This window comes from Halorubrum sp. PV6 (assembly GCF_003990725.2).
Taxonomy (GTDB): domain Archaea; phylum Halobacteriota; class Halobacteria; order Halobacteriales; family Haloferacaceae; genus Halorubrum.
Genome location: NZ_CP030065.1, coordinates 83555 through 100982, shown reverse-complemented (window position 1 = coordinate 100982; position 17428 = coordinate 83555). Strand labels below are relative to the sequence as shown.

Here is a 17428-nt window from a genome sequence, read left to right as displayed (position 1 = left end):
GGGGAACATAATGGGAGGGGGGTTCAGAGAACCAGAGTCAGAGGCGTAGTGTATCTATTTGCCATCAGTCCTAGATTCACCGTCGACACTCTCTGATGGCTTCCATCGATCGTGCGGCCTGAGGCATCGGCAGGACGACCAAACCTCAATGCTTATCCCTCACACAAGTATTCTTCAGGTATGTCTCAGAGCATATCGAAAGATGACTCTAAGCCGATCGATCTCGCTGAGGCAGGCCAACGAACACTCCAAATCGGAGCCGACAACCCTATCCGAATTAGCTCGGGCCATCGAATCCTCCATCACGATGGGAAGTGCTCGCGGCCACACGGCCACAACTACGAGATCACCGTCGAAGTGACCGGGGAACTCACCGAAGAAGGCTGGGTCGTCGATAAAGGCGACGTCACGGACGTCATCGACGCGTGGGACCACCGGTTCCTCGTCGAAGAGGGCGACCCGCTCGTCGACGCGTTCGAAGCGTCGGGCGACGGCGACGCCCTCGTCGTCCTCGATCACCCACCAACGGCAGAGGTGATGAGCGTCCTCCTCGAACAACGCATGCTCGATGCGTTCCCAGACACCGTCTCGGACGTGTCGGTGTCGGTGAGCGAAACCGGCGAACTCTGTGCGAGTTACTGATGCCGGTCGCACACGATATCGAGGAACCCGCAACGGACGCTGACGCGACTGGTGAGGGGCTTCCTATCAACGAGGTGTTCTACTCGTTACAGGGAGAGGGAACGCTTGCAGGCGTCCCCTCCGTCTTCGTACGGACCTCTGGGTGTAACCTGCGGTGTTGGTTCTGTGATTCGTACCATACGTCGTGGGAGCCGACCGGGGCGTGGCGCGACGTCGATTCGATCGTCGAGGAGGTGCAGTCCCACGAACAGGCTGGCCACGTCGTGCTCACAGGTGGGGAGCCACTCATCCACGAGGAGTCAGTCGAACTCCTTGAGCGACTCGCCGCAGAGGGGTATCACACGACGGTGGAGACGAACGGGACGATCAATCGGGATGCGCCAATCGATCTGGCAAGTATCAGCCCAAAGTTGGCGAGCAGCACGCCGACACCGGAGCGTGACCCGAAAGGAGAGGGCGAGTGGGAACAGAAACACGAACAGAATCGGATCGACATGGATGCGTTGTCCCAGATGGTCGACGACTACGAGGCCCAACTCAAGTTCGTCGTGACCGACGAGACGGACCTCTCGGAAATCACGGACCTGGTTGATCGGGTGCGAGAAGCGACGGCGACGACTGTCGCCGATGATGACGTGTTGTTGATGCCGGAGGGCATGACGCGAGAGCAACTTGACGGGACGCGAAGCGAGGTCGCCGAACTGGCGATGGAGTACGGCTACCGGTACACGCCGCGACTGCACGTGGACCTATGGAACGACGCGCCGGGGACATGAGTACGACAGCCAACACCCGGGTCGGAGCAGTGTGGTGCCACGAGTGCGACACGGATGTCGCTCGTGATGGAGTAGACAGAATAGCAATCGACTCGACGAGACTGACAATTCATGAGTAACGAGAGCGCGGTCATTCTGGTGTCCGGCGGGATGGATAGTGCGACGGCCGTCTACGAGGCGATCGAGCAGGGGTACGAGCCGTACTTTCTCCACACCTCGTACGGGCAGCGCACCGAAGACAAGGAGTACGAGTGTGCGAAAGCGCTCGCTGAGGAAGTTGATGCGGCTGACTTTCTCCATATCGAGACGGGACATCTCTCGCAGATCGGCGCGTCGAGTTTGACGGACGAGGAGATGGACGTGGCCGACGCCGACATGGAGAGTGACGAGATTCCGACGTCGTACGTCCCCTTCCGGAACGCGAATTTGTTGTCGATGGCGACGTCGTACGCGGAGGCGACTGATTCGGAGGCGCTGTTTATCGGCGCACATTCCGAGGATTTCTCAGGATATCCCGACTGTCGTCCGGCCTTTTTCGACGCCTTTCAGAACGTGATCGACGTCGGCACAAAGCCGGAGACGGAGATCGAGTTGAAAGCGCCGTTCGTCAAGTGGTCGAAAACGGAGATCGCGGAGCGCGGGTTGGAGCTCGGGGTGCCGTACGAGATGACGTGGTCGTGTTACCGCGATGAAGAGCCGGCGTGTGGGACGTGCGACGCGTGTGCGTTCCGGTTAGAGGCGTTCCGGAACGCTGGGTCACGCGACCCGATTGCGTATGTAGAGCGGCCGGAGTTCTCGTAATTCATTGCCAGTTGGTGGTGGTCAGTTCGGTTGGAAAGACCACTCACCAGAGCGACTCAATACGTTGCTCGATTGCTTCGAACACCGTTGAGTACACATCGAGTGGATGATAGAGATACGAGCGCATACCCCCGTCTTTAGGCGGGGGTCAAGCGGACAATAGCGTACACTTCCAACGACGACGCCACCGCTGGATTTCCCACTGAGTCACCGCCAGTATTAAGATCCTGTGGCCTGATAGTGTACAACCGGATGAAGACCACACGGCACGCGACTTACAACCTCAACTACCACATAGTGTGGTTGCCGAAGTACCGCAACTCGGTACTCGTCAACGAGGTCGCAGACCGTGTGCGAACCATCCTCCACGAAATAGCCGACGACAAAGGCGTCGAAATTCTCGACCTTACCGTACAGCCCGACCACGTTCACCTGTTCGTCAGTAGTCCGCCCAAGAACGAACCGGCGCTACTCGCCAACTGGTTCAAGGGTATCTCCTCGCGCAAGTACAACCACCGATACGCCGACCACGACGGCGAGAAAATCGGATGGGCGCGAGGCTACTACGCAGGGACCGCCGGGCACGTTTCAAGTGAGACAGTCAAGAACTACGTCCAGCAACACAAGGAGGGCGATTCGTGATCGAACTCACGAAGACGCTCGAACTCAAACTGGTAGAGCCGAACGCCCACAAGCGGCGGAAACTCCGTGAGACGCGAGAGACGTACCAGCACGCCCTCCAAGATGCCTTCGACGCCCGATGTACCACGCAGACCGAAGCGAACGACGTGGTGGTCAACTACCACCTGAGCGGGTACGCGAAGAACGCGCTCAAGAAGTACGTCCCGCAGTTGACGACGACGTACAACGCGGGCGAACTTCACGACGACCACCCTGTCCGCTTCACGAACGAGGGGCTACGGCTCGACCACAAGCCCGAGAACGCAATCGAGTGGTACGTCAAAATCCCGCACCACGAGGACTACCACCTCTGGATGCCAGCACAGCCGAATCCCGAACAGCGAGACTGGCTGGAAGCGTTGAACGCTGGTGACGCGGAGATGGGGGAGAGTCGGCTGTTCGAGCGGGATGGGACGTGGTTCCTCCACGTCACCGCCACCCGCGACGTGGAGGATGGTTTCGAGGCGTCCGTTGAGGAACCGACGCCCATCGGTGTCGATATTGGGGAAGCGTCGCTCGTCACGGTGTGTCACCGCGACGACCACGGTTCTCCGACCGCTCCCGAACTGTGGGCCGACGAGGGGAAGACCGTTCGTCGGCTCCGCAAGACCTACTTCACCGCCACAAGGCGGCTTCAGAAGCGCGGTAGCGAGCGTATCGCGGAGTCCTTCGGGGATGACGTGTGGAGACAGATAGACGACGTGTTCCACCGCGTCACCTGTGAAGTCGTGGAATACGCCGAGTCCGTCGAGAACCCCGTTCTCGTTCTGGAAGACCTAACGTATATACGGGAGTCGATGGACTACGGCGAGTACATGAACCGGCGTCTCCACGGATGGGGATTCGCCAAACTCCACGCACAGATTCGATACAAAGCCGTCGAGAAGGGTATCCCGGTGGAGACGGTGAACCCGCGCAACACCTCGAAGGAGTGCCACGCTTGCGGTGAGGTGGGATACCGCCCGCGACAGGCGACGTTCAAGTGTACGAACGACGCTTGCTGGATGGGCGAGTATCAAGCGGATGTGAACGGAGCGGTGAACATCGTAGACCGCTACCTCAGCGGAGAGAGTCGTTTCAGAGGACACGAGAACGACGATGACTCGGCTGAGGATGGGGGGCGTTTGACCGCCCCACAAGACAGCCAAGCCGATGCTGACACCCAGCAGGCGACGCTTGGGACGTATGCGTCTTGAAACCGTAGGGTCGAGCAGACGCTCGGCCTGAAATCCCGTGGTGGGATTCCCGCGTCTTTAGGCGCGGGAGGAGGTCAATCGAAGGAAGGTCGAGATCTGAGATGTCCGTTCCGGCTGGCGGTTCGTGGAAATGGAGTCGAGTGTTGTGTGTATTTGGATGCCGATCCCAGCGGCACTCCCAGTGGGTGTTATCTCCCCGAGTCTCGACGTAGTGAATGGAAAAATCACCAGTGGTGAACCACCGGATATCGACTCTGGCGGTAGCCACCGCGTCGGGATACTGTTCAGTGTCTAGGGTTGCAGTGAGCAATCGCGGTTCGTACGCATCAGGGTCGAACTGGGTGTCAGCAACAAGTGGGTCCGTCATCAACTGTTGTTCGAGCAGGCGTAACGTTTGTCGATCGGGTGGACCCGTAGAGCCAGCCGCTGAATCCTCCGGAGGCGGACTCATCTCAGGCGGGGATCAGATGCCCGTCGTTCTGTGAGAGTTGGCGAGCGAGTTCGTAGAGTCGAATATCTCGAATGACACCTTGCCAGTCGCTTACTGCGGTCATGCGGTCGTGGATCGTCTCATGGTCCTCAGCGTCGAACACTGCAACGGTTGCTGGGTCGGTGGTGCCGAATTCGTCTTCGTACTCTGTCCGTCGTTGTTCGAGCGCTTCGACGCGGTCGAGAATCGCATCGACAGAGAGGTCCGTAGCGATCCGACTCGCCTCTTGCCACTCGAGATATCCGTCGTGTCGCTGATACCTGGCCGGGCGGCTGTCAGTATCGGCGCGGGCAATACCCATCTCTGTAAGGCGATCGAGGTGCTTTTTTGCTGCGTTTGGAGAGCAGTCTGCGAGCTCTGCGACATTTGTGTACGTCGTCGGTGACGTGAGACCGAGAACGACATCGTAGACACGGCTGAATGTATCCGTTCTGTCCTGCCAGCGTGGCGTCTCTACCGCTGAGTCAGGAGCCGGGTCGAACTCGCTCATGGACGCTTCTACGGAACGAGTCTCGATATATTTTTGTATCAATCATATATCTGCGAGCTGGTGTACGGTGCGTTTCATTTGGTGCTCGGACAGGCAGGCCGATGACACATCTCGTGCCCGAACGCGGGGCGACCTGCGAGCGTGGGTTAGAGCTCGGTGTGCCGTACGAGATGACGTGGTCGTGTTACCGTGATGAGGAAGCCAGCGTGCGGGACGTGTGACGTCTGTGCGTTCCGGCTCGAGGCGTTTCGGAACGCCGGGCCACACGATCCGATCGCGTATGCTGAGCCGTCGGTGTTTTCGTAATTCATCGGTCAGTCCGCGTTCTGCTTTTGTAGCGGTGCTGTCTGTCCATCCTCTCAGTCGCATCCGACAGAACGCTTATTCGAACGGTCCACGAAAAAAGAGTATGGCAAGTGCGACACGCGACGCAGCCAACGGGGAAGGCGTCGAGTTCACTCACGAGGATGACGGCTCGATCACTGCGAGAGATATCGAGACCGGTGTCGCCTCCTTCGGCGAGACGAAAGCGGAAGCGCTCCGGATGCTTGCGGAGGCGATCGAACTTCACGAAGGCGGTGGAGAACCCGTCACCGATGAGGATCTCGAAGAGTGGGGTCTCGAAGAGACCGAGTTCTCGTAACGCCTATTCAAACGGCGTAGGAAAACTAACTCAGCCTGCTGGGGCTAAGCTTCGTCGGTGACGTCACCCGTAAACTCATCTTTGCCGTTGATCCGTCCCGTAACTCCATTCATCGCCGCCAAGCGATGCAGGAGGCGATGCGGCTTCGAGACAGCGGGCACACTGTCGAAGAACTCACCGACCGTCTCGCCGAGATGAAGACGCAGGTCCGTGACTGGGAGGGCGAATTCGGCGTTGAGTCACCGAACCAGCTTCGCGGAACGCTCGCTGACGAGTCCCTTGATGCTGACGAGGAAGACCGTCGCCGCGAGATCGCCCGTGAGTGGGGGCAGCTTCAGCGGCGTATTCAGATCGTCGGCTTCGCCATCCGCGAATGGGACTTCCTCGCTCCGACGACAGAGTCTGCGAAGGCCAACAGCTAACGGATGTCTGTCCCGCATCCCGGTGGTGATCCGAACGCGAACCTCTATGGGCAACTGAAGCGAGACATCCTTGATCGCGTACCGCAGATTTCGACGGTTGAGTTCGTTCCGGATGATATCGAGGCCACGCAGCTGCGAGCAATTTTCGATCCGGCTCGTCTTGATCCCCCGACAGCCCCTGAGTCACCAGCACTAACCGTCAAGTGGTATCGACAGGACCCAGACGATTGGTTCCGTGTCAACTACACGGACCCAAACACAGGCTTTCACGCCGGCTGGCACCAAGACGAGGATCATCCCGATCTCGGACAGGCGCATGTCCAGTACTCAACCGCCACTACTGAGGACCGATGGGGGATCACATTCGAACACGAAACTCCCTCTCTGATCCTCTGGGAAATCGTCGAGGAACTTCTCGAAGATGTCCGTCCCACCTATCAGGAAAGAGCGACTCACACTGCTGTTAGGCCTCCTCTGGCGACCAGAGCTTCGACCGGTAGTTGAGATCGAACGCTGTCGTCGTGCCAGCCTGCCTCGCAGCCGCTAACAGGTCGGCCGTCATCTCCGCGAGCGTCGGCGAGAGCGCTGGCGTGAACCCGCTCATGTAAAACACGTTAGCATCAGCGATTTTACCCCCATCAATTTCGCTCGGTGTGGCCGTTGTGATCGCCGCGTCGGCGCGGTCCTAAATGACAGTCGCCCCCCTCGGAGTGGAGCCCTCCTCGATGTAGTAGACACTTTGCCGCGCTTCGTCGACCTACGCGACACCCGGCTCGACGCCGTGGTGCCTGACCTCATTCGTGACTCGATGCCCGAACGGCGAGTCGAGGAGCTTCGAGAGCCACACTGCCGGCGCGCCGAGCCGGGCGGCCGCAATCGCGACGTTGCTTTCGGCGCCGGCCGTTCGGAACTCCAACGACGTGGCGGTTTCCAAGCGCTCTCCAGACGGCGGGTTCAAGCGGAGCATCGTCTCGTCGAACGTGACGAGACTGCCCGTCATCGGTGCGTCTCCGCCAGTGCTGTGAACTCGCTTGCGGCCTCGGTCAGCTCGCCGAACTCCCCGTTGTCGATTGCGTCGCCGTCGACGATCGCACTGCCGACGCCGAGGGCGACGGCGCCGGCGTCGAAGAACGCCGCGGCGTTGTCCAGCGAGACGCCGCCTGTCGGGATCAACGAGACCTCCGGTAACGGTCCGTTGATAGCGCTTACCTGTTTGGGACCCACGGTCGAAGCGGGGAACAGCTTACAGAAGTCAGCGCCAGCCTCCGTGGCTGTGAGCGCTTCTGTCGGCGTCATCACACCGGTCGCGATGGGCGTTTCGTACCGGTTACACGTTTCGATGACGTCCGCATTGACTGTCGGCGTGACGACAAACTCCGCGCCTGCCAGTTGGACGGCCCGGGCGGTTTCGGCATCGATAACCGTGCCAGCGCCGATAGCGACGTCGTCGTGCTCGGCTGACAGCCGCCGGATCATTTCGACTGCGCCGGGTGTGTTAGCTGTTATTTCGATCGCATCGACACCGCCCGCTGCGATGGCATCGACGACCTCGCTGCACACATCCGGTTCGATCCCACGAATAATCGCGACAATACCCGTCTCTAAGATGCGCTCGCGCGCGGCAACCTCGCTCATTCCTATACAGGTCAACACTGTGTAGCCGTACATAACTTCGGTGATGGGATCGGGCGGCCGCCGCGGACACCCGCGGCAGTCGGCGTCCGCCATCGAAGTCAGACCGGACAACGGCTCGCTACCGGATCGGTAACGAGCCGCTTTAATACCATTCGATGGAATCGACAGCAGCAGGACCATACCTCATTAGTCTGAAATTGACAGATTAGAGCTGATCGGCGCCGTGCGTCACTCGCTGTTGAGCGCGAATGTCAGGGCTTCACCGCCGACGGTCGCGTCGATGGTTCCATCCCGAAGAGTTGCCTCCGATGCACGGTCGGACCCCCCTGTGAGTGTTGCGGCGTCGCCGAGTAGGTCGCCAGTATCCGTAGAGACAACGGCAAACACAGCCGCGCCGTGCGGCGCCAGCTCCCGCTCGACGACTTGACCGTCGACGACTTCACCGGAGAGGCCGTCCCAGATGACTCGGTCACCCTCCTGGCCGTACTCGTGTGCGTCGAATCGGACAGTCGACCGCTTGTTTTGCCAATTAAACAACGCAACAGTCGTGGCGCCGTCGCCTGGCCTATCGCAGACAATCCGCGACGGGAACCTCTCTCCGTCGAGTCCAATGACCTCGCCGCCGGATGCTGGCGGGATGGACCGTTGGAGGAGCCGCCGACCAGCTGTGTCGATTTCCGCAAGCCGGTCCGAGAACATGTTTACGCCGCCGGACACGGCAACGAGCACCGCGAACGCCTCACGCTCGGATGCGGTGAGATCGCTCGTGTCTCGAACCAGCTGACAGTCGGGGTCATTGAGCCACCACCGGCGGTGTAGGAAGTCCCGATTCAGGGTGTTTCTGACCGCGTTTTTCAGTCCCGGCTGGCTGCCGGATTCACCCGGTGTCTCCCACGTCGGATCGGTGTCCGGGCCGATACGCATCGCGTCGAAGAGGCCGACGCTCGGGGCCATCGGCGCGCCACAGCCCAGAAGGAACACGTCGTCGCCGGCCGCCTCGGTAATCGCTTCGACTCCGCGCCGGTACGCCTCGATCCGCGTCGCCTCTGCGTCGTAGCGCTCGCCGGGCAGCGCCGCCGCAAACAGGAAATCGAGTTTTAAATAAGTGAACCCCCACTCGTCGACGACCGTCGACACGGTTTCCCGCAGCCACTCGAGGACCTCCGGGTGCGTCGTGTCGAGCCCGTACAGTTCCGACCCGGCGCGAAAGCCGCCGTCGACCGGCGTTTCGGGGCCGTCTGAAGGCGTCTCCGTCGGCTCCGTCACGAACCACTCGGGGTGGTCAGCGTACAGGTCGGCTCCTTCCTCCACGTAAAAAGGCGCAAGCCACAGCCCCGGTCGGTACCCCGCGGTCACGATGTCGTCCGCGACAGCGCTCATATCCTCGAACCCGTCGGCGATGGACCGCCAGTCGCCGAACGCCTCCATATACCCGTCGTCGATCTGGACGACATCAACCGGGATTTCCCAGTCGCGAAGCTCTGCGAGATTTTCCCGGACGTCTGCCTCGGTAAGGTCGGTGAAATAGTGATACCACGAGCACCAGCCGGTCGGCGCATTCTCGGGTACTTGTGCGTCCATCCGGTCCCCGATCTCGTCAGCCAGCGCGGCGAGCCCTGCTCGGAGTTCTCGGTCGGCGTCGACCCACAACGGCGGCAGCGTCAGGCGCTCGCCGGGCGCCAGGCGCGTCCCCTCGAGCGGACACACCGCGCGGACCGTCTCGACACCGCCGTTGTCGTCGTCGATATCGAACCGGGTGCAGTAGCGGTCGTGTTCGAGGAATCCGGCCGTGACAACGCGGTCGTCCTCAACGAATCCGGCTAGGTAGCTACTAACGCGGTCGTCTTCCGGCGCCACGAGGTCGTTCATCATCGGGGCGTTGTCCGGATCCTCTTCCGGAAAGCGCTCGCCGACTGGGACTGTCCCCGTCGACGACCACGACTGGTAGCCGTGTCGGTACACGCGCGCGTCCGACCCGAATGCGGTCTTGAACGAGAGCGCCACCTCGTCGCCGCGAATCGACTCGTTACCCGTGTTCGCCACCGTGCAGGTCACGGTGACGCCGCCTGCTTCGTCCGACAGTGACACGCCTACAACCTGTGGATGGTCGTCCGCAGTACCGGACGTTTGGAGGACCCCGGTGAGTAGGTCGCTGGTGTCGTCTGCGACCGCGAGTTCCTGTCTGTCCGGCTCATACGTGACCGTGGTGGCACCTACAGAGTGTTCGCGCATACACAAATCACAGCACCCCGCTACAAATAGCCACTCACGTCAGCGCCATAATCGGCTGATCACCGGCAGACAGCGAAGCAGCCGTCGGCCATCCGAACGCTTACGTGGCGTGATAGAGTGGGTCGGCCATGCGTCTTGGTGTCTGTTATTTCCCGGAACACTGGCCGAGCGAAGAGTGGGAACGCGACGTGGAAGCGATGGCCGACGCCGGTCTCGAATACGTACGAATGGCGGAGTTCTCGTGGGGTGTACTTGAACCCGAGCGCGGAGAGTTCAATTTCGAGTGGCTCGACGAAGCCATCGAACTCATCGGCGACCACGGAATGCAGGTCGTGTTGTGTACCCCGACAGCGACGCCGCCAAAGTGGCTGGTCGATGAGCGGCCGTCGATCCGCCAAGAGGATCCAGATGGGACGGTCCAGGAACACGGCAGCCGCCGCCACTACTGTTTTAATTCTGAGGCTTACCGCGAGGAGACGACTCGAATCGTCGAGCGCGTGACGGAGCGATACGCCAACTCGCCGCACGTCGCCGGCTGGCAGACGGATAACGAGTTCGGCTGTCATCGCACCATCAGGTGTTACTGTGACGACTGTGCCGACGCGTTTCGGATGTGGCTCGCCGACCGCTACGGCGACGTCGACCAGCTCAACGAGGCGTGGGGGAATCGGTTCTGGAGCCAACAGTACAGCTCCTTCGAGGAGGTCGATCCGCCGGGACCGACCCCGGCCGAGCATCACCCCTCGCGACTGCTCGCGTACGCCCGGTTCTCCAGCGACTCGGTCGTCGACTACAATCGCCTCCACGCCGACCTCATTCGCGACGCTAACCCCGACTGGTTCGTCACGCACAATTTCATGGGGCGGTTCCCAACCCTGAACGCCTACGACGTGAGCGACGACCTCGACCTCGTTTCGTGGGACTCGTACCCGACGGGATTCGTCCAAGACCGCTTCGCCGACGAGGCGTCTCCGGACCAACTGCGCGCCGGCGACCCCGATCAGGTAGGGATGGACCACGACCTGTACCGAAGCGCGCTCGACCGCCCGTTCTGGGTGATGGAACAGCAGCCGGGAGATGTCAACTGGCCGCCACACTGCCCGCAACCGGGTGAGGGCGCGATGCGGCTCTGGGCACACCACGCCGCGGCTCACGGTGCCGACGCCGTCCTTTACTTTAGATGGCGGCGCTGTCTCGAAGGCCAAGAACAGTATCACGCCGGACTCCGCAAGGCCGACGGCTCCCCAGACCGCGGGTACACAGACGCCACACAGACATCCGGGGAGTTCGATACACTCGGCGAGACCGACCACGTCGACGCGCCAGTTGCGGTCGTGTTCGACTACGACTCGCTGTGGGCGCTCGACGCCCAACCACATGCGCCCGACTTCGACTACTGGGCGCTCCAAGAGGCCTTTTACGGCGCTGTGCGCGGCCACGGTGTTCAGGTCGACGTGGTCCCGCCGACCGCCGACCTCTCGGGGTACGAGGCCGTCGTCGCGCCTGCGCTCCACCTCGTCACCGACAGCCTCTCCGAACGTCTGACCAACTACGCCACAGCCGGCGGCGAGCTACTCTTCGGACCCCGGACGGGAGTGAAAGACGCGGAAAACAAGCTCCGACCGGCGTCACAGCCCGGTCCCCTGAGCGATCTTGTGGGTGCGACCGTCGACCAACACGAGTCGCTCCCGCGACGCCTCGAAGCGGCAGTCCGGCCTGTCGACGCGCCCGACGGCGACAACGACACGACCACCCCGTTCCGAACGTGGGCCGAGTGGCTCGAGCCCGAGGCGGCCGAGACGCAGTACGAGTACGACATGGACGGCCCGGCCGACGGTCGCCCGGCAGTCGTCACCAACGCGGTCGGCGACGGTCGCGTCACCTACTGCGGGGTCTGGCCCGAGTCAGCGCTGGCCAAGACGCTCGCGGCTAACCTGCTCGACCGCGCAGGCGTCCGACACGCCGAGCGACTCCCGGACGGCGTCCGTATCGGCTACCGCGGCGGCCACACGTGGGTAACGAACTTCACGAGCGACCAGCTCCGACTCCCCGACATCGACGCCGACGCGCTCGTCGTCGACGACACTGACAGAGACGCCATCGATACGGGAGCGGTCGGCGGCGAGAGAGACGCATCGGCAAAAGGCGTCGCCGTAGGACCGTACGGGGTCGCCGTCGTCGAAGGCGACCACGTTGACGGGTTGCGGGTCGCCGAGCAGCAATCGATCAGGTTTTAAGACAGATCAGATATTTAAAAAAGCGTCCGCGAGCGGCCGGCGGCTATTCTGCGTTCTCGCGCGCCCGGTAGTTCGGGAGCGTGTCGTCCTGCATCACCGCGCCGCGACCGCCGTCGAGGAGCAGCGCGCTCCCGGTGACGAACGCGGCGTCCTCGCTCGCGAGGAACGAGACCGCTCCAGCCACGTCGGCCACCGTACCGATCCGTCCGGTCGGGTGGATCGATTCGACCTCCTCGAGTCGACCCTCGGGCAGTTCGTCGCGCGTCCGTTCGACTTCCACCCAGCCGGGGACGACGGTGTTCACCCGGACCTGTGGGCCGAAGTCCACCGCGAGCGAGCGCGTCATGCCGTTTATTCCCGCCTTCACCGCGTTGTACGGGAAGTGCGCGGGCATCGTGGCGTAGGCGTGGTTCGACGAGACGTTGACGATGGCGCCGCGGTCCATGTGTTCGAGCGCGGCCCGCGCCGCGAGCCAGTATGCCCGAAAGTCCGTCTGCAGGACGAACGACCAGTCGTCAAGCGTCGCCTCCGCGGCGGTCGTCTCCGTCTGTACGCCGGCGTTGTTGACGAGGACATCGACTGAGCCGTAGCGCTCGGCGGCGGCCTCCACCAGCGCGGCCACGTCGTCCGGGTTGCGCATGTCGGCGCGCACGAACGTCGCGTCGCCCGTCAGTGGGGCGTCGTCTGCGCGTTGCTCGTCAGCTCCCCGGTTCGACTCCGAGATGCGGTCGGCGACGGCCTCGCCGGCGGCCGCGGTCCGGCCGCTGACGACGACGTTCGCCCCCTCGGCCGCGAACCGCTCGGCCACGCCGGCGCCAATCCCCCGCGTCGAGCCGGTGACGATCACGGTTTGCCCGGCGAAGCGACCGGGGACGGCGTGTTCGGTCGGCGACTCGTGTCGGCGGGTCATCGCGCCCTCCGGGACCGAAGCGTCGGTGCGGCTCGTCGCGCGTGTCCGTCCCGTCTTGCTTGGGTCAACACGGCGATCACCACTCCGCGACGGAGCCGTCGTCGTGGCGCCACACGGGGTTGTGCCAGTCGACGTCGCCACGCTGATCGCGAACGTGTTCCTCGTCGATTTCGATCCCCAGCCCGTCGCCGTCGGGGATGTCGACGAAGCCGTCGTGGTACTCGAAGACCGAGGGATCGGCGAGGTAGTCCAGCACGTCACTCGTCTCGTTGTAGTGGATGTCGAGTGACTGTTCTTGGATTAGCGCGTTCGGGGTGCAGGCGTCGACCTGGATACAGGACGCGAGCGCGATCGGCCCCAGCGGGCAGTGCGGGGCAACCGACACGTCGTACGCCTCGGCCATCGACGCGATCTTCTTCAGTTCGGTGATCCCGCCGGCGTGTGACACGTCCGGCTGGATCAGGTCGACGGCGTCCGTCTCCAGCACCTCCTTGAAATCCCACCGCGAGTACATACGCTCGCCGGTGGCGATGGGGATGGTCGTCGACTGCCGGATCGCCGGGAGCGCGTCGTTGTTCTCGGGCAACACCGGCTCCTCGATGAACATCGGGTCGTACGGCTCCAGCGCGGCGGCGAGCCGGCGCACCATCGGCTTCGACACGCGGCCGTGGAAGTCGACCCGATGTCGACCTCGTCGCCGACCGCCTCGCGGACCGCCGCGATCCGGTCGACCGCGTCGGCGACGGTGGCCGGGGTATCGATCGGTCGCAGCTCGGCGGTGGCGTTCATTTTTAACGCCGAAAAGCCCGCATCGGCTTTCTTTCGGGCGGCCTCGCCCACGTCCGCCGGGCGGTCGCCCCCAATCCACTGATACACCCGGATCCGGTCGCGAGCGCGACCGCCGAGCAGTTCGTGGACGGGCGCGCCGAACTGCTTGCCTTTGAGATCCCAGAGCGCCTGGTCGACGCCGGCGATGGCGCTCATCAGGACGGGACCGCCGCGGTAGAAGCCGCCCCGATACATCGCCTGCCAGTGATCTTCGATCCGCGTCGGGTCCTCGCCGAGCAGGTAGTTGTCGAGGAGCTCCTCAACGGCCGCGACGACCGTGTGCGAGCGCCCCTCGACGATCGGTTCTCCCCAGCCGACGGTGCCATTGCTCGTCGTGAGCTTCAGGAACAGCCAGCGGGGCGGTACTTCGAACAGCTCGTAGTCAGTAATATACATGATACGTTATGACTCAGGGGTTCCGACGACGGACAGGTCGACGGTGTCGGTTTTGGTCTTGAGCGCGTCGCCGTTTTCGACATCGAACAGATACACGGCCGCCTCACTGAAGTCGAAGGCGACCTGCGTGTCCTCAGCCGGCCGGATGGCCGGTTCGACGCGGGCGGTGAGTTCGTGGCCGTCCATCTCCATGTAGAGGAAGTTCTCGTTGCCCATCGGTTCGACGACCGTCACGTCAGCCGCGTTCGCTCCCGAGTCGATGATAGTGATGTCTTCCGGGCGGATACCGACGCTGACGCGGTCGTGTCCTTCGACCGGCGCCGGGTCGTCGAGCGTGTAGGTGAACCCGCCGGGTCCTCGAAGGGTGTCACCGTCGACATCGGCCGTGATGAGGTTGATACTCGGCGAGCCGATGAAGTCTGCAACAAACTGGTTGACCGGTGAGCGGTACACGTCCTCCGGGGAGCCGACCTGCTGGAGTACGCCGCCGTCCATCACGGCGATCCGATCGCCCATCGCCATCGCCTCGGTCTGGTCGTGGGTGACGTACACTGTCGTCACGTCGAGGTCGGCCTGAAGCTCCTGGAGCTCCGTCCGCATGTCCGACCGAAGCTTCGCGTCGAGGTTGCTGAGCGGCTCGTCCATTAGGAATACGGACGGCTCGCGGACGATTGCGCGGCCCAGCGCTACGCGCTGTTGTTGCCCTCCCGAGAGCGCCTTCGGCTTCTCGTTGAGGAGCTTGCTGATACCCAGCATCTCGGCGACGTCCTCGACTTTCTCTTCGATTTCGTCGCCGGTGAGCTTCGTCGAGAGCTTCAGCCCGAAGCCGATGTTGCTTCGGACGGTCATGTGCGGGTACAGCGCGTAGTTCTGGAAAACCATCGCCACGTCGCGCTCGCTGGCCCGGCGGTCCGTGACGTCTTGGTCGCCGAACGCGATGGACCCTTCAGTCACGTCTTCGAGGCCGGCGAGACAGCGGAGCGTCGTCGATTTCCCGCAGCCGGACGGACCGACCAACACGAGGAACTCGCCGTGGTCGATATCGACGGAGAGATCCTCTACCGCGACCACGTTCTCGGTTCCGGAGTCGTACACCTTGTCTAGGTCTGTAATGTTGATTCCTGCCATAGTTACTCCTTAAGGGAACCCGCGAGGATGCCACTGACGAACTGCTTTTGTAACACTAAGAACAGCACGACCATCGGCACGATGGCGAGTGTCGCCGCCACCATGATCTGATCGTAATAGATCCGCTGGAACCCGGTTAGCTGTGCCAGCCCGATTGGGATCGTGTACATGTCCGAGGATTCTAAGATCACGAGCGGGTAAAGGAACAGGTCCCACTGGAAGAGGAACAGAATGATCGCGAGCGCGGCCAGCGACGACCGCATCGTTGGGAGCGCGATCCGGTAGAATATCTGGAACTCCGTCGCCCCGTCCATCCGCGCGGACTCAAGCAGGGCGTCTGGAATCGATTTCATGTTCTGTCGCATGAGGAAGATTCCGATAGGGTTCGCTGCCCACGGGAGAATTATCGCTCGGAACGTGTTCGTCCAGTCCAGCTGTGCCATCAGCAGGAACAGCGGAATGACGAGCAGCTGGATGGGCAACACGAGCGTCGCCAAAATTGTGTAGAAGATCGGCTCTTTGTACTTGAACTCGTACTTCGCGAACGCAAAGCCGGCCATCGAACACAGCACAAGCGACAGCAGCGTGTAGATGACGGCGATGAGGACGCTGTTCCGGATCGTCCGGACGAAGTCGAGTCGCTCCTGCAGGGCCGCGAAGTTGTCCATAAACGCGGTGCCGGGGATCAACCGCGGCGGGAACTGCAGAAACTGCTCTTGCGGGAGCGTTGCGGCCACCAACATCCAGTACAGCGGGACCATCATCACGATAACCATCGTGATGACGAACGCGTAGGTGAGGAACTGCCAGACCGCGTCCTTACGACGCTGGTCGCGCATCAGTCCTCACCTCCGATCTTGATCTGGACGACCGAGAACACGCTGACGATCGCCACGAAGACGACCGTGAGCGCGCTCGCGTAGCCGAGGTTGAAGTTGATGAATGCCTGTCGGTAGATGTACTGCACGATAGTGATAGTGGAGTTCGTCGGACCGCCGCCGGTGATGACGTACGGCTCGGCGAACAGTTTGAAGGTGCCAATTGTCGACAGCACGACGACGAACAGCAACACCGGTTTGAGCTGCGGGAGCGTGACGTACCGGAATTTCTCCCAGCGGTTCGCCCCGTCAATCTCCGCGGCCTCGTACAGTTGCTGTGGAATCGTCTGGAGACCGGCGAGGAGGATGATCATGTTGTATCCCGTCCATCGCCACGTCACGGCCGCGATGATCGTGTTCCGCGCCCAGAACCCGTCGGTCAGCCACGGGACCGGACCCAGTCCGACGCCCGCGAGGACGTAGTTGAGGAAGCCCAGTTGCTCGTTAAAGAGCAACAGGAACACCGTCGAGTACGCTACGAGGTTGGCCGACACTGGCAGCGCGATGGCGGTCCGGAACACCCCTTTCAGTCGCATAAAGGAGGCGTTCAGTGCGAGCGCGAGCGCGAGCGCAAGCCCGATCATCAGCGGGACCTGGATGACCAAGATGTACGAGGTGTTGAACATCGACTGCCAGAACAGGTCGTTGCCGAGCAGCCGAGCGTAATTTCCGAGCGCGACGAAATCAAGCTGTGCTATCCGCGGTATTTCGATGTACAGCGGGCCGAGATCGATCCAGAACAGCGAGCCCTGTCCGACGCCCTGGTACTCAAAGAACGACAGGTACAGAGTGTAAAACACCGGGAAGGCGAGGAACACGCTGAAAAGCAGGAAGAACGGAGAGATGAACAGGTACGCGACCCGCGGCAGCGTCGGCGTCGCCGCTGTCAGATCCTGTCTCGCGAACCGGAATCGGTCCCACACCGGACGGAACGCTCGTCTGAACTCTCGCGTCGCTTCCCGGACTTTCTCACTGGCACGGCGGCGGTACGCTTGGCCGGTTCGATCAGTTGTCTCGTCAGAAGTTGCCATGCGATCGATTAC

15 protein-coding genes and 5 pseudogenes are annotated in these 17428 nt (G+C 62.1%); 10 read left to right on the top strand and 10 right to left on the bottom strand.

The genetic code is table 11. From position 1 onward, the window contains the following. Nucleotides 1-180 precede the first annotated feature (180 nt). The 5 genes from DOS48_RS28225 (at nt 181) to DOS48_RS28205 (ending at nt 4096) form a co-directional block, all read left to right on the top strand. Nucleotides 181-642 carry a 6-pyruvoyl tetrahydropterin synthase family protein gene (locus DOS48_RS28225; RefSeq protein ID WP_094520216.1) on the top strand — a complete coding sequence of 154 codons (462 nt, stop codon included), beginning with the start codon at nt 181-183 and terminating at the stop codon, nt 640-642. Next, entirely contained in the window at nt 642-1418 is a 777-nt protein-coding gene (locus DOS48_RS28220) for a 7-carboxy-7-deazaguanine synthase QueE (RefSeq protein WP_168654355.1), read from the top strand. The genes DOS48_RS28225 and DOS48_RS28220 overlap by 1 nt, the downstream gene beginning before the upstream one ends. 111 nt (nt 1419-1529) lie before the next feature. Further along, nucleotides 1530-2219 carry a 7-cyano-7-deazaguanine synthase QueC gene (gene queC / locus DOS48_RS28215; protein WP_168654354.1) on the top strand — a complete coding sequence of 230 codons (690 nt, stop codon included), beginning with the start codon at nt 1530-1532 and terminating at the stop codon, nt 2217-2219. 252 nt (nt 2220-2471) lie between these two features. After that, the gene (gene tnpA / locus DOS48_RS28210) at nt 2472-2861 is read left to right on the top strand and encodes an IS200/IS605 family transposase (protein ID WP_168654353.1); all 390 of its coding nucleotides are present in this window, start codon (nt 2472-2474) and stop codon (nt 2859-2861) included. After that, a complete protein-coding gene (locus tag DOS48_RS28205; protein WP_168654352.1) occupies nt 2858-4096 on the top strand; it encodes an RNA-guided endonuclease TnpB family protein in 1239 nt (412 codons plus the stop codon). The genes tnpA and DOS48_RS28205 overlap by 4 nt, the downstream gene beginning before the upstream one ends. Before the next feature lie 76 nt (nt 4097-4172). On the opposite strand, the pseudogene DOS48_RS29475 reads toward DOS48_RS28205, so the two are convergent. Both DOS48_RS29475 and DOS48_RS28200 read right to left on the bottom strand, forming a co-directional pair. Next, a pseudogene (locus tag DOS48_RS29475) lies at nt 4173-4547 on the bottom strand (hypothetical protein); the annotation flags it as partial. 1 nt (nt 4548) lies between these two features. Then, on the bottom strand, nt 4549-5076 hold the full coding sequence (locus DOS48_RS28200) for a sugar-specific transcriptional regulator TrmB (protein ID WP_168654351.1): 528 nt from the start codon (nt 5074-5076) through the stop codon (nt 4549-4551). Between the two features lie 137 nt (nt 5077-5213). Between DOS48_RS28200 and DOS48_RS28195 the strand changes: the two are divergent. From DOS48_RS28195 to DOS48_RS29470, 4 genes and pseudogenes are all read left to right on the top strand, one after another. Next, a pseudogene (locus tag DOS48_RS28195) lies at nt 5214-5382 on the top strand (7-cyano-7-deazaguanine synthase); the annotation flags it as partial. Nucleotides 5383-5485: 103 nt separating this feature from the next. Beyond that, nucleotides 5486-5719 carry a type II toxin-antitoxin system HicB family antitoxin gene (locus DOS48_RS28190; protein ID WP_168654350.1) on the top strand — a complete coding sequence of 78 codons (234 nt, stop codon included), beginning with the start codon at nt 5486-5488 and terminating at the stop codon, nt 5717-5719. 110 nt (nt 5720-5829) lie between these two features. Then, nucleotides 5830-6141: pseudogene (locus tag DOS48_RS28185) on the top strand (hypothetical protein); the annotation flags it as partial. Between the two features lie 3 nt (nt 6142-6144). Continuing rightward, complete coding sequence (locus tag DOS48_RS29470; protein WP_244629431.1) at nt 6145-6645, top strand: hypothetical protein; 501 nt, start codon at nt 6145-6147, stop codon at nt 6643-6645. Here the strand turns inward: DOS48_RS29470 and DOS48_RS28175 are convergent. From DOS48_RS28175 to DOS48_RS28165, 3 genes and pseudogenes are all read right to left on the bottom strand, one after another. Beyond that, nucleotides 6608-7141: pseudogene (locus DOS48_RS28175) on the bottom strand (PfkB family carbohydrate kinase); the annotation flags it as partial. The gene DOS48_RS29470 and the pseudogene DOS48_RS28175 sit on opposite strands and share 38 nt — an antisense overlap. Then, a complete protein-coding gene (locus DOS48_RS28170) occupies nt 7138-7776 on the bottom strand; it encodes a bifunctional 4-hydroxy-2-oxoglutarate aldolase/2-dehydro-3-deoxy-phosphogluconate aldolase (protein ID WP_168654612.1) in 639 nt (212 codons plus the stop codon). The gene DOS48_RS28170 and the pseudogene DOS48_RS28175, both read right to left, overlap by 4 nt. Nucleotides 7777-8004: 228 nt before the next feature. Then, nucleotides 8005-10008 (bottom strand): glycoside hydrolase family 36 protein, encoded by a 2004-nt coding sequence (locus DOS48_RS28165; RefSeq protein ID WP_168654349.1) that lies wholly within the window; start codon nt 10006-10008, stop codon nt 8005-8007. A 128-nt stretch (nt 10009-10136) separates the two neighbouring features. Here DOS48_RS28165 and bga point away from each other — a divergent pair, with 128 nt between their 5' ends. After that, nucleotides 10137-12245, top strand: coding sequence for a beta-galactosidase Bga (gene bga / locus DOS48_RS28160; RefSeq protein ID WP_168654348.1), 2109 nt, complete (start codon nt 10137-10139; stop codon nt 12243-12245). A 43-nt stretch (nt 12246-12288) separates the two neighbouring features. Here the strand turns inward: bga and DOS48_RS28155 are convergent, their stop codons facing one another. The 5 genes and pseudogenes from DOS48_RS28155 to DOS48_RS28135 form a co-directional block, all read right to left on the bottom strand. Continuing rightward, nucleotides 12289-13155 (bottom strand): SDR family NAD(P)-dependent oxidoreductase, encoded by an 867-nt coding sequence (locus DOS48_RS28155; RefSeq protein ID WP_168654347.1) that lies wholly within the window; start codon nt 13153-13155, stop codon nt 12289-12291. Nucleotides 13156-13231: 76 nt separating this feature from the next. Continuing rightward, nucleotides 13232-14379: pseudogene (gene dgoD / locus DOS48_RS28150) on the bottom strand (galactonate dehydratase). Nucleotides 14380-14385: 6 nt separating this feature from the next. Continuing rightward, a complete protein-coding gene (locus DOS48_RS28145; RefSeq protein ID WP_168654346.1) occupies nt 14386-15507 on the bottom strand; it encodes an ABC transporter ATP-binding protein in 1122 nt (373 codons plus the stop codon). Nucleotides 15508-15509: 2 nt separating this feature from the next. Next, entirely contained in the window at nt 15510-16346 is an 837-nt protein-coding gene (locus DOS48_RS28140) for a carbohydrate ABC transporter permease (RefSeq protein WP_053773107.1), read from the bottom strand. Beyond that, complete coding sequence (locus tag DOS48_RS28135; RefSeq protein WP_168654345.1) at nt 16346-17416, bottom strand: carbohydrate ABC transporter permease; 1071 nt, start codon at nt 17414-17416, stop codon at nt 16346-16348. The genes DOS48_RS28140 and DOS48_RS28135 overlap by 1 nt, the downstream gene beginning before the upstream one ends. Nucleotides 17417-17428 lie beyond the last annotated feature (12 nt).

What these genes read in the sequence shown, in the direction of transcription:
- DOS48_RS28225 (WP_094520216.1), top strand. Translation starts at nt 181, where the DNA reads ATGTCTCAGAGCATATCGAAAGATGACTCTAAGCCGATCGATCTCGCT.
- DOS48_RS28220 (WP_168654355.1), top strand. Translation starts at nt 642, where the DNA reads ATGCCGGTCGCACACGATATCGAGGAACCCGCAACGGACGCTGACGCG.
- queC (WP_168654354.1), top strand. Translation starts at nt 1,530, where the DNA reads ATGAGTAACGAGAGCGCGGTCATTCTGGTGTCCGGCGGGATGGATAGT.
- tnpA (WP_168654353.1), top strand. Translation starts at nt 2,472, where the DNA reads ATGAAGACCACACGGCACGCGACTTACAACCTCAACTACCACATAGTG.
- DOS48_RS28200 (WP_168654351.1), bottom strand. Translation starts at nt 5,076, where the DNA reads ATGAGCGAGTTCGACCCGGCTCCTGACTCAGCGGTAGAGACGCCACGC.
- DOS48_RS28190 (WP_168654350.1), top strand. Translation starts at nt 5,486, where the DNA reads ATGGCAAGTGCGACACGCGACGCAGCCAACGGGGAAGGCGTCGAGTTC.
- DOS48_RS29470 (WP_244629431.1), top strand. Translation starts at nt 6,145, where the DNA reads ATGTCTGTCCCGCATCCCGGTGGTGATCCGAACGCGAACCTCTATGGG.
- DOS48_RS28170 (WP_168654612.1), bottom strand. Translation starts at nt 7,776, where the DNA reads ATGAGCGAGGTTGCCGCGCGCGAGCGCATCTTAGAGACGGGTATTGTC.
- DOS48_RS28165 (WP_168654349.1), bottom strand. Translation starts at nt 10,008, where the DNA reads ATGCGCGAACACTCTGTAGGTGCCACCACGGTCACGTATGAGCCGGAC.
- bga (WP_168654348.1), top strand. Translation starts at nt 10,137, where the DNA reads ATGCGTCTTGGTGTCTGTTATTTCCCGGAACACTGGCCGAGCGAAGAG.
- DOS48_RS28155 (WP_168654347.1), bottom strand. Translation starts at nt 13,155, where the DNA reads ATGACCCGCCGACACGAGTCGCCGACCGAACACGCCGTCCCCGGTCGC.
- DOS48_RS28145 (WP_168654346.1), bottom strand. Translation starts at nt 15,507, where the DNA reads ATGGCAGGAATCAACATTACAGACCTAGACAAGGTGTACGACTCCGGA.
- DOS48_RS28140 (WP_053773107.1), bottom strand. Translation starts at nt 16,346, where the DNA reads ATGCGCGACCAGCGTCGTAAGGACGCGGTCTGGCAGTTCCTCACCTAC.
- DOS48_RS28135 (WP_168654345.1), bottom strand. Translation starts at nt 17,416, where the DNA reads ATGGCAACTTCTGACGAGACAACTGATCGAACCGGCCAAGCGTACCGC.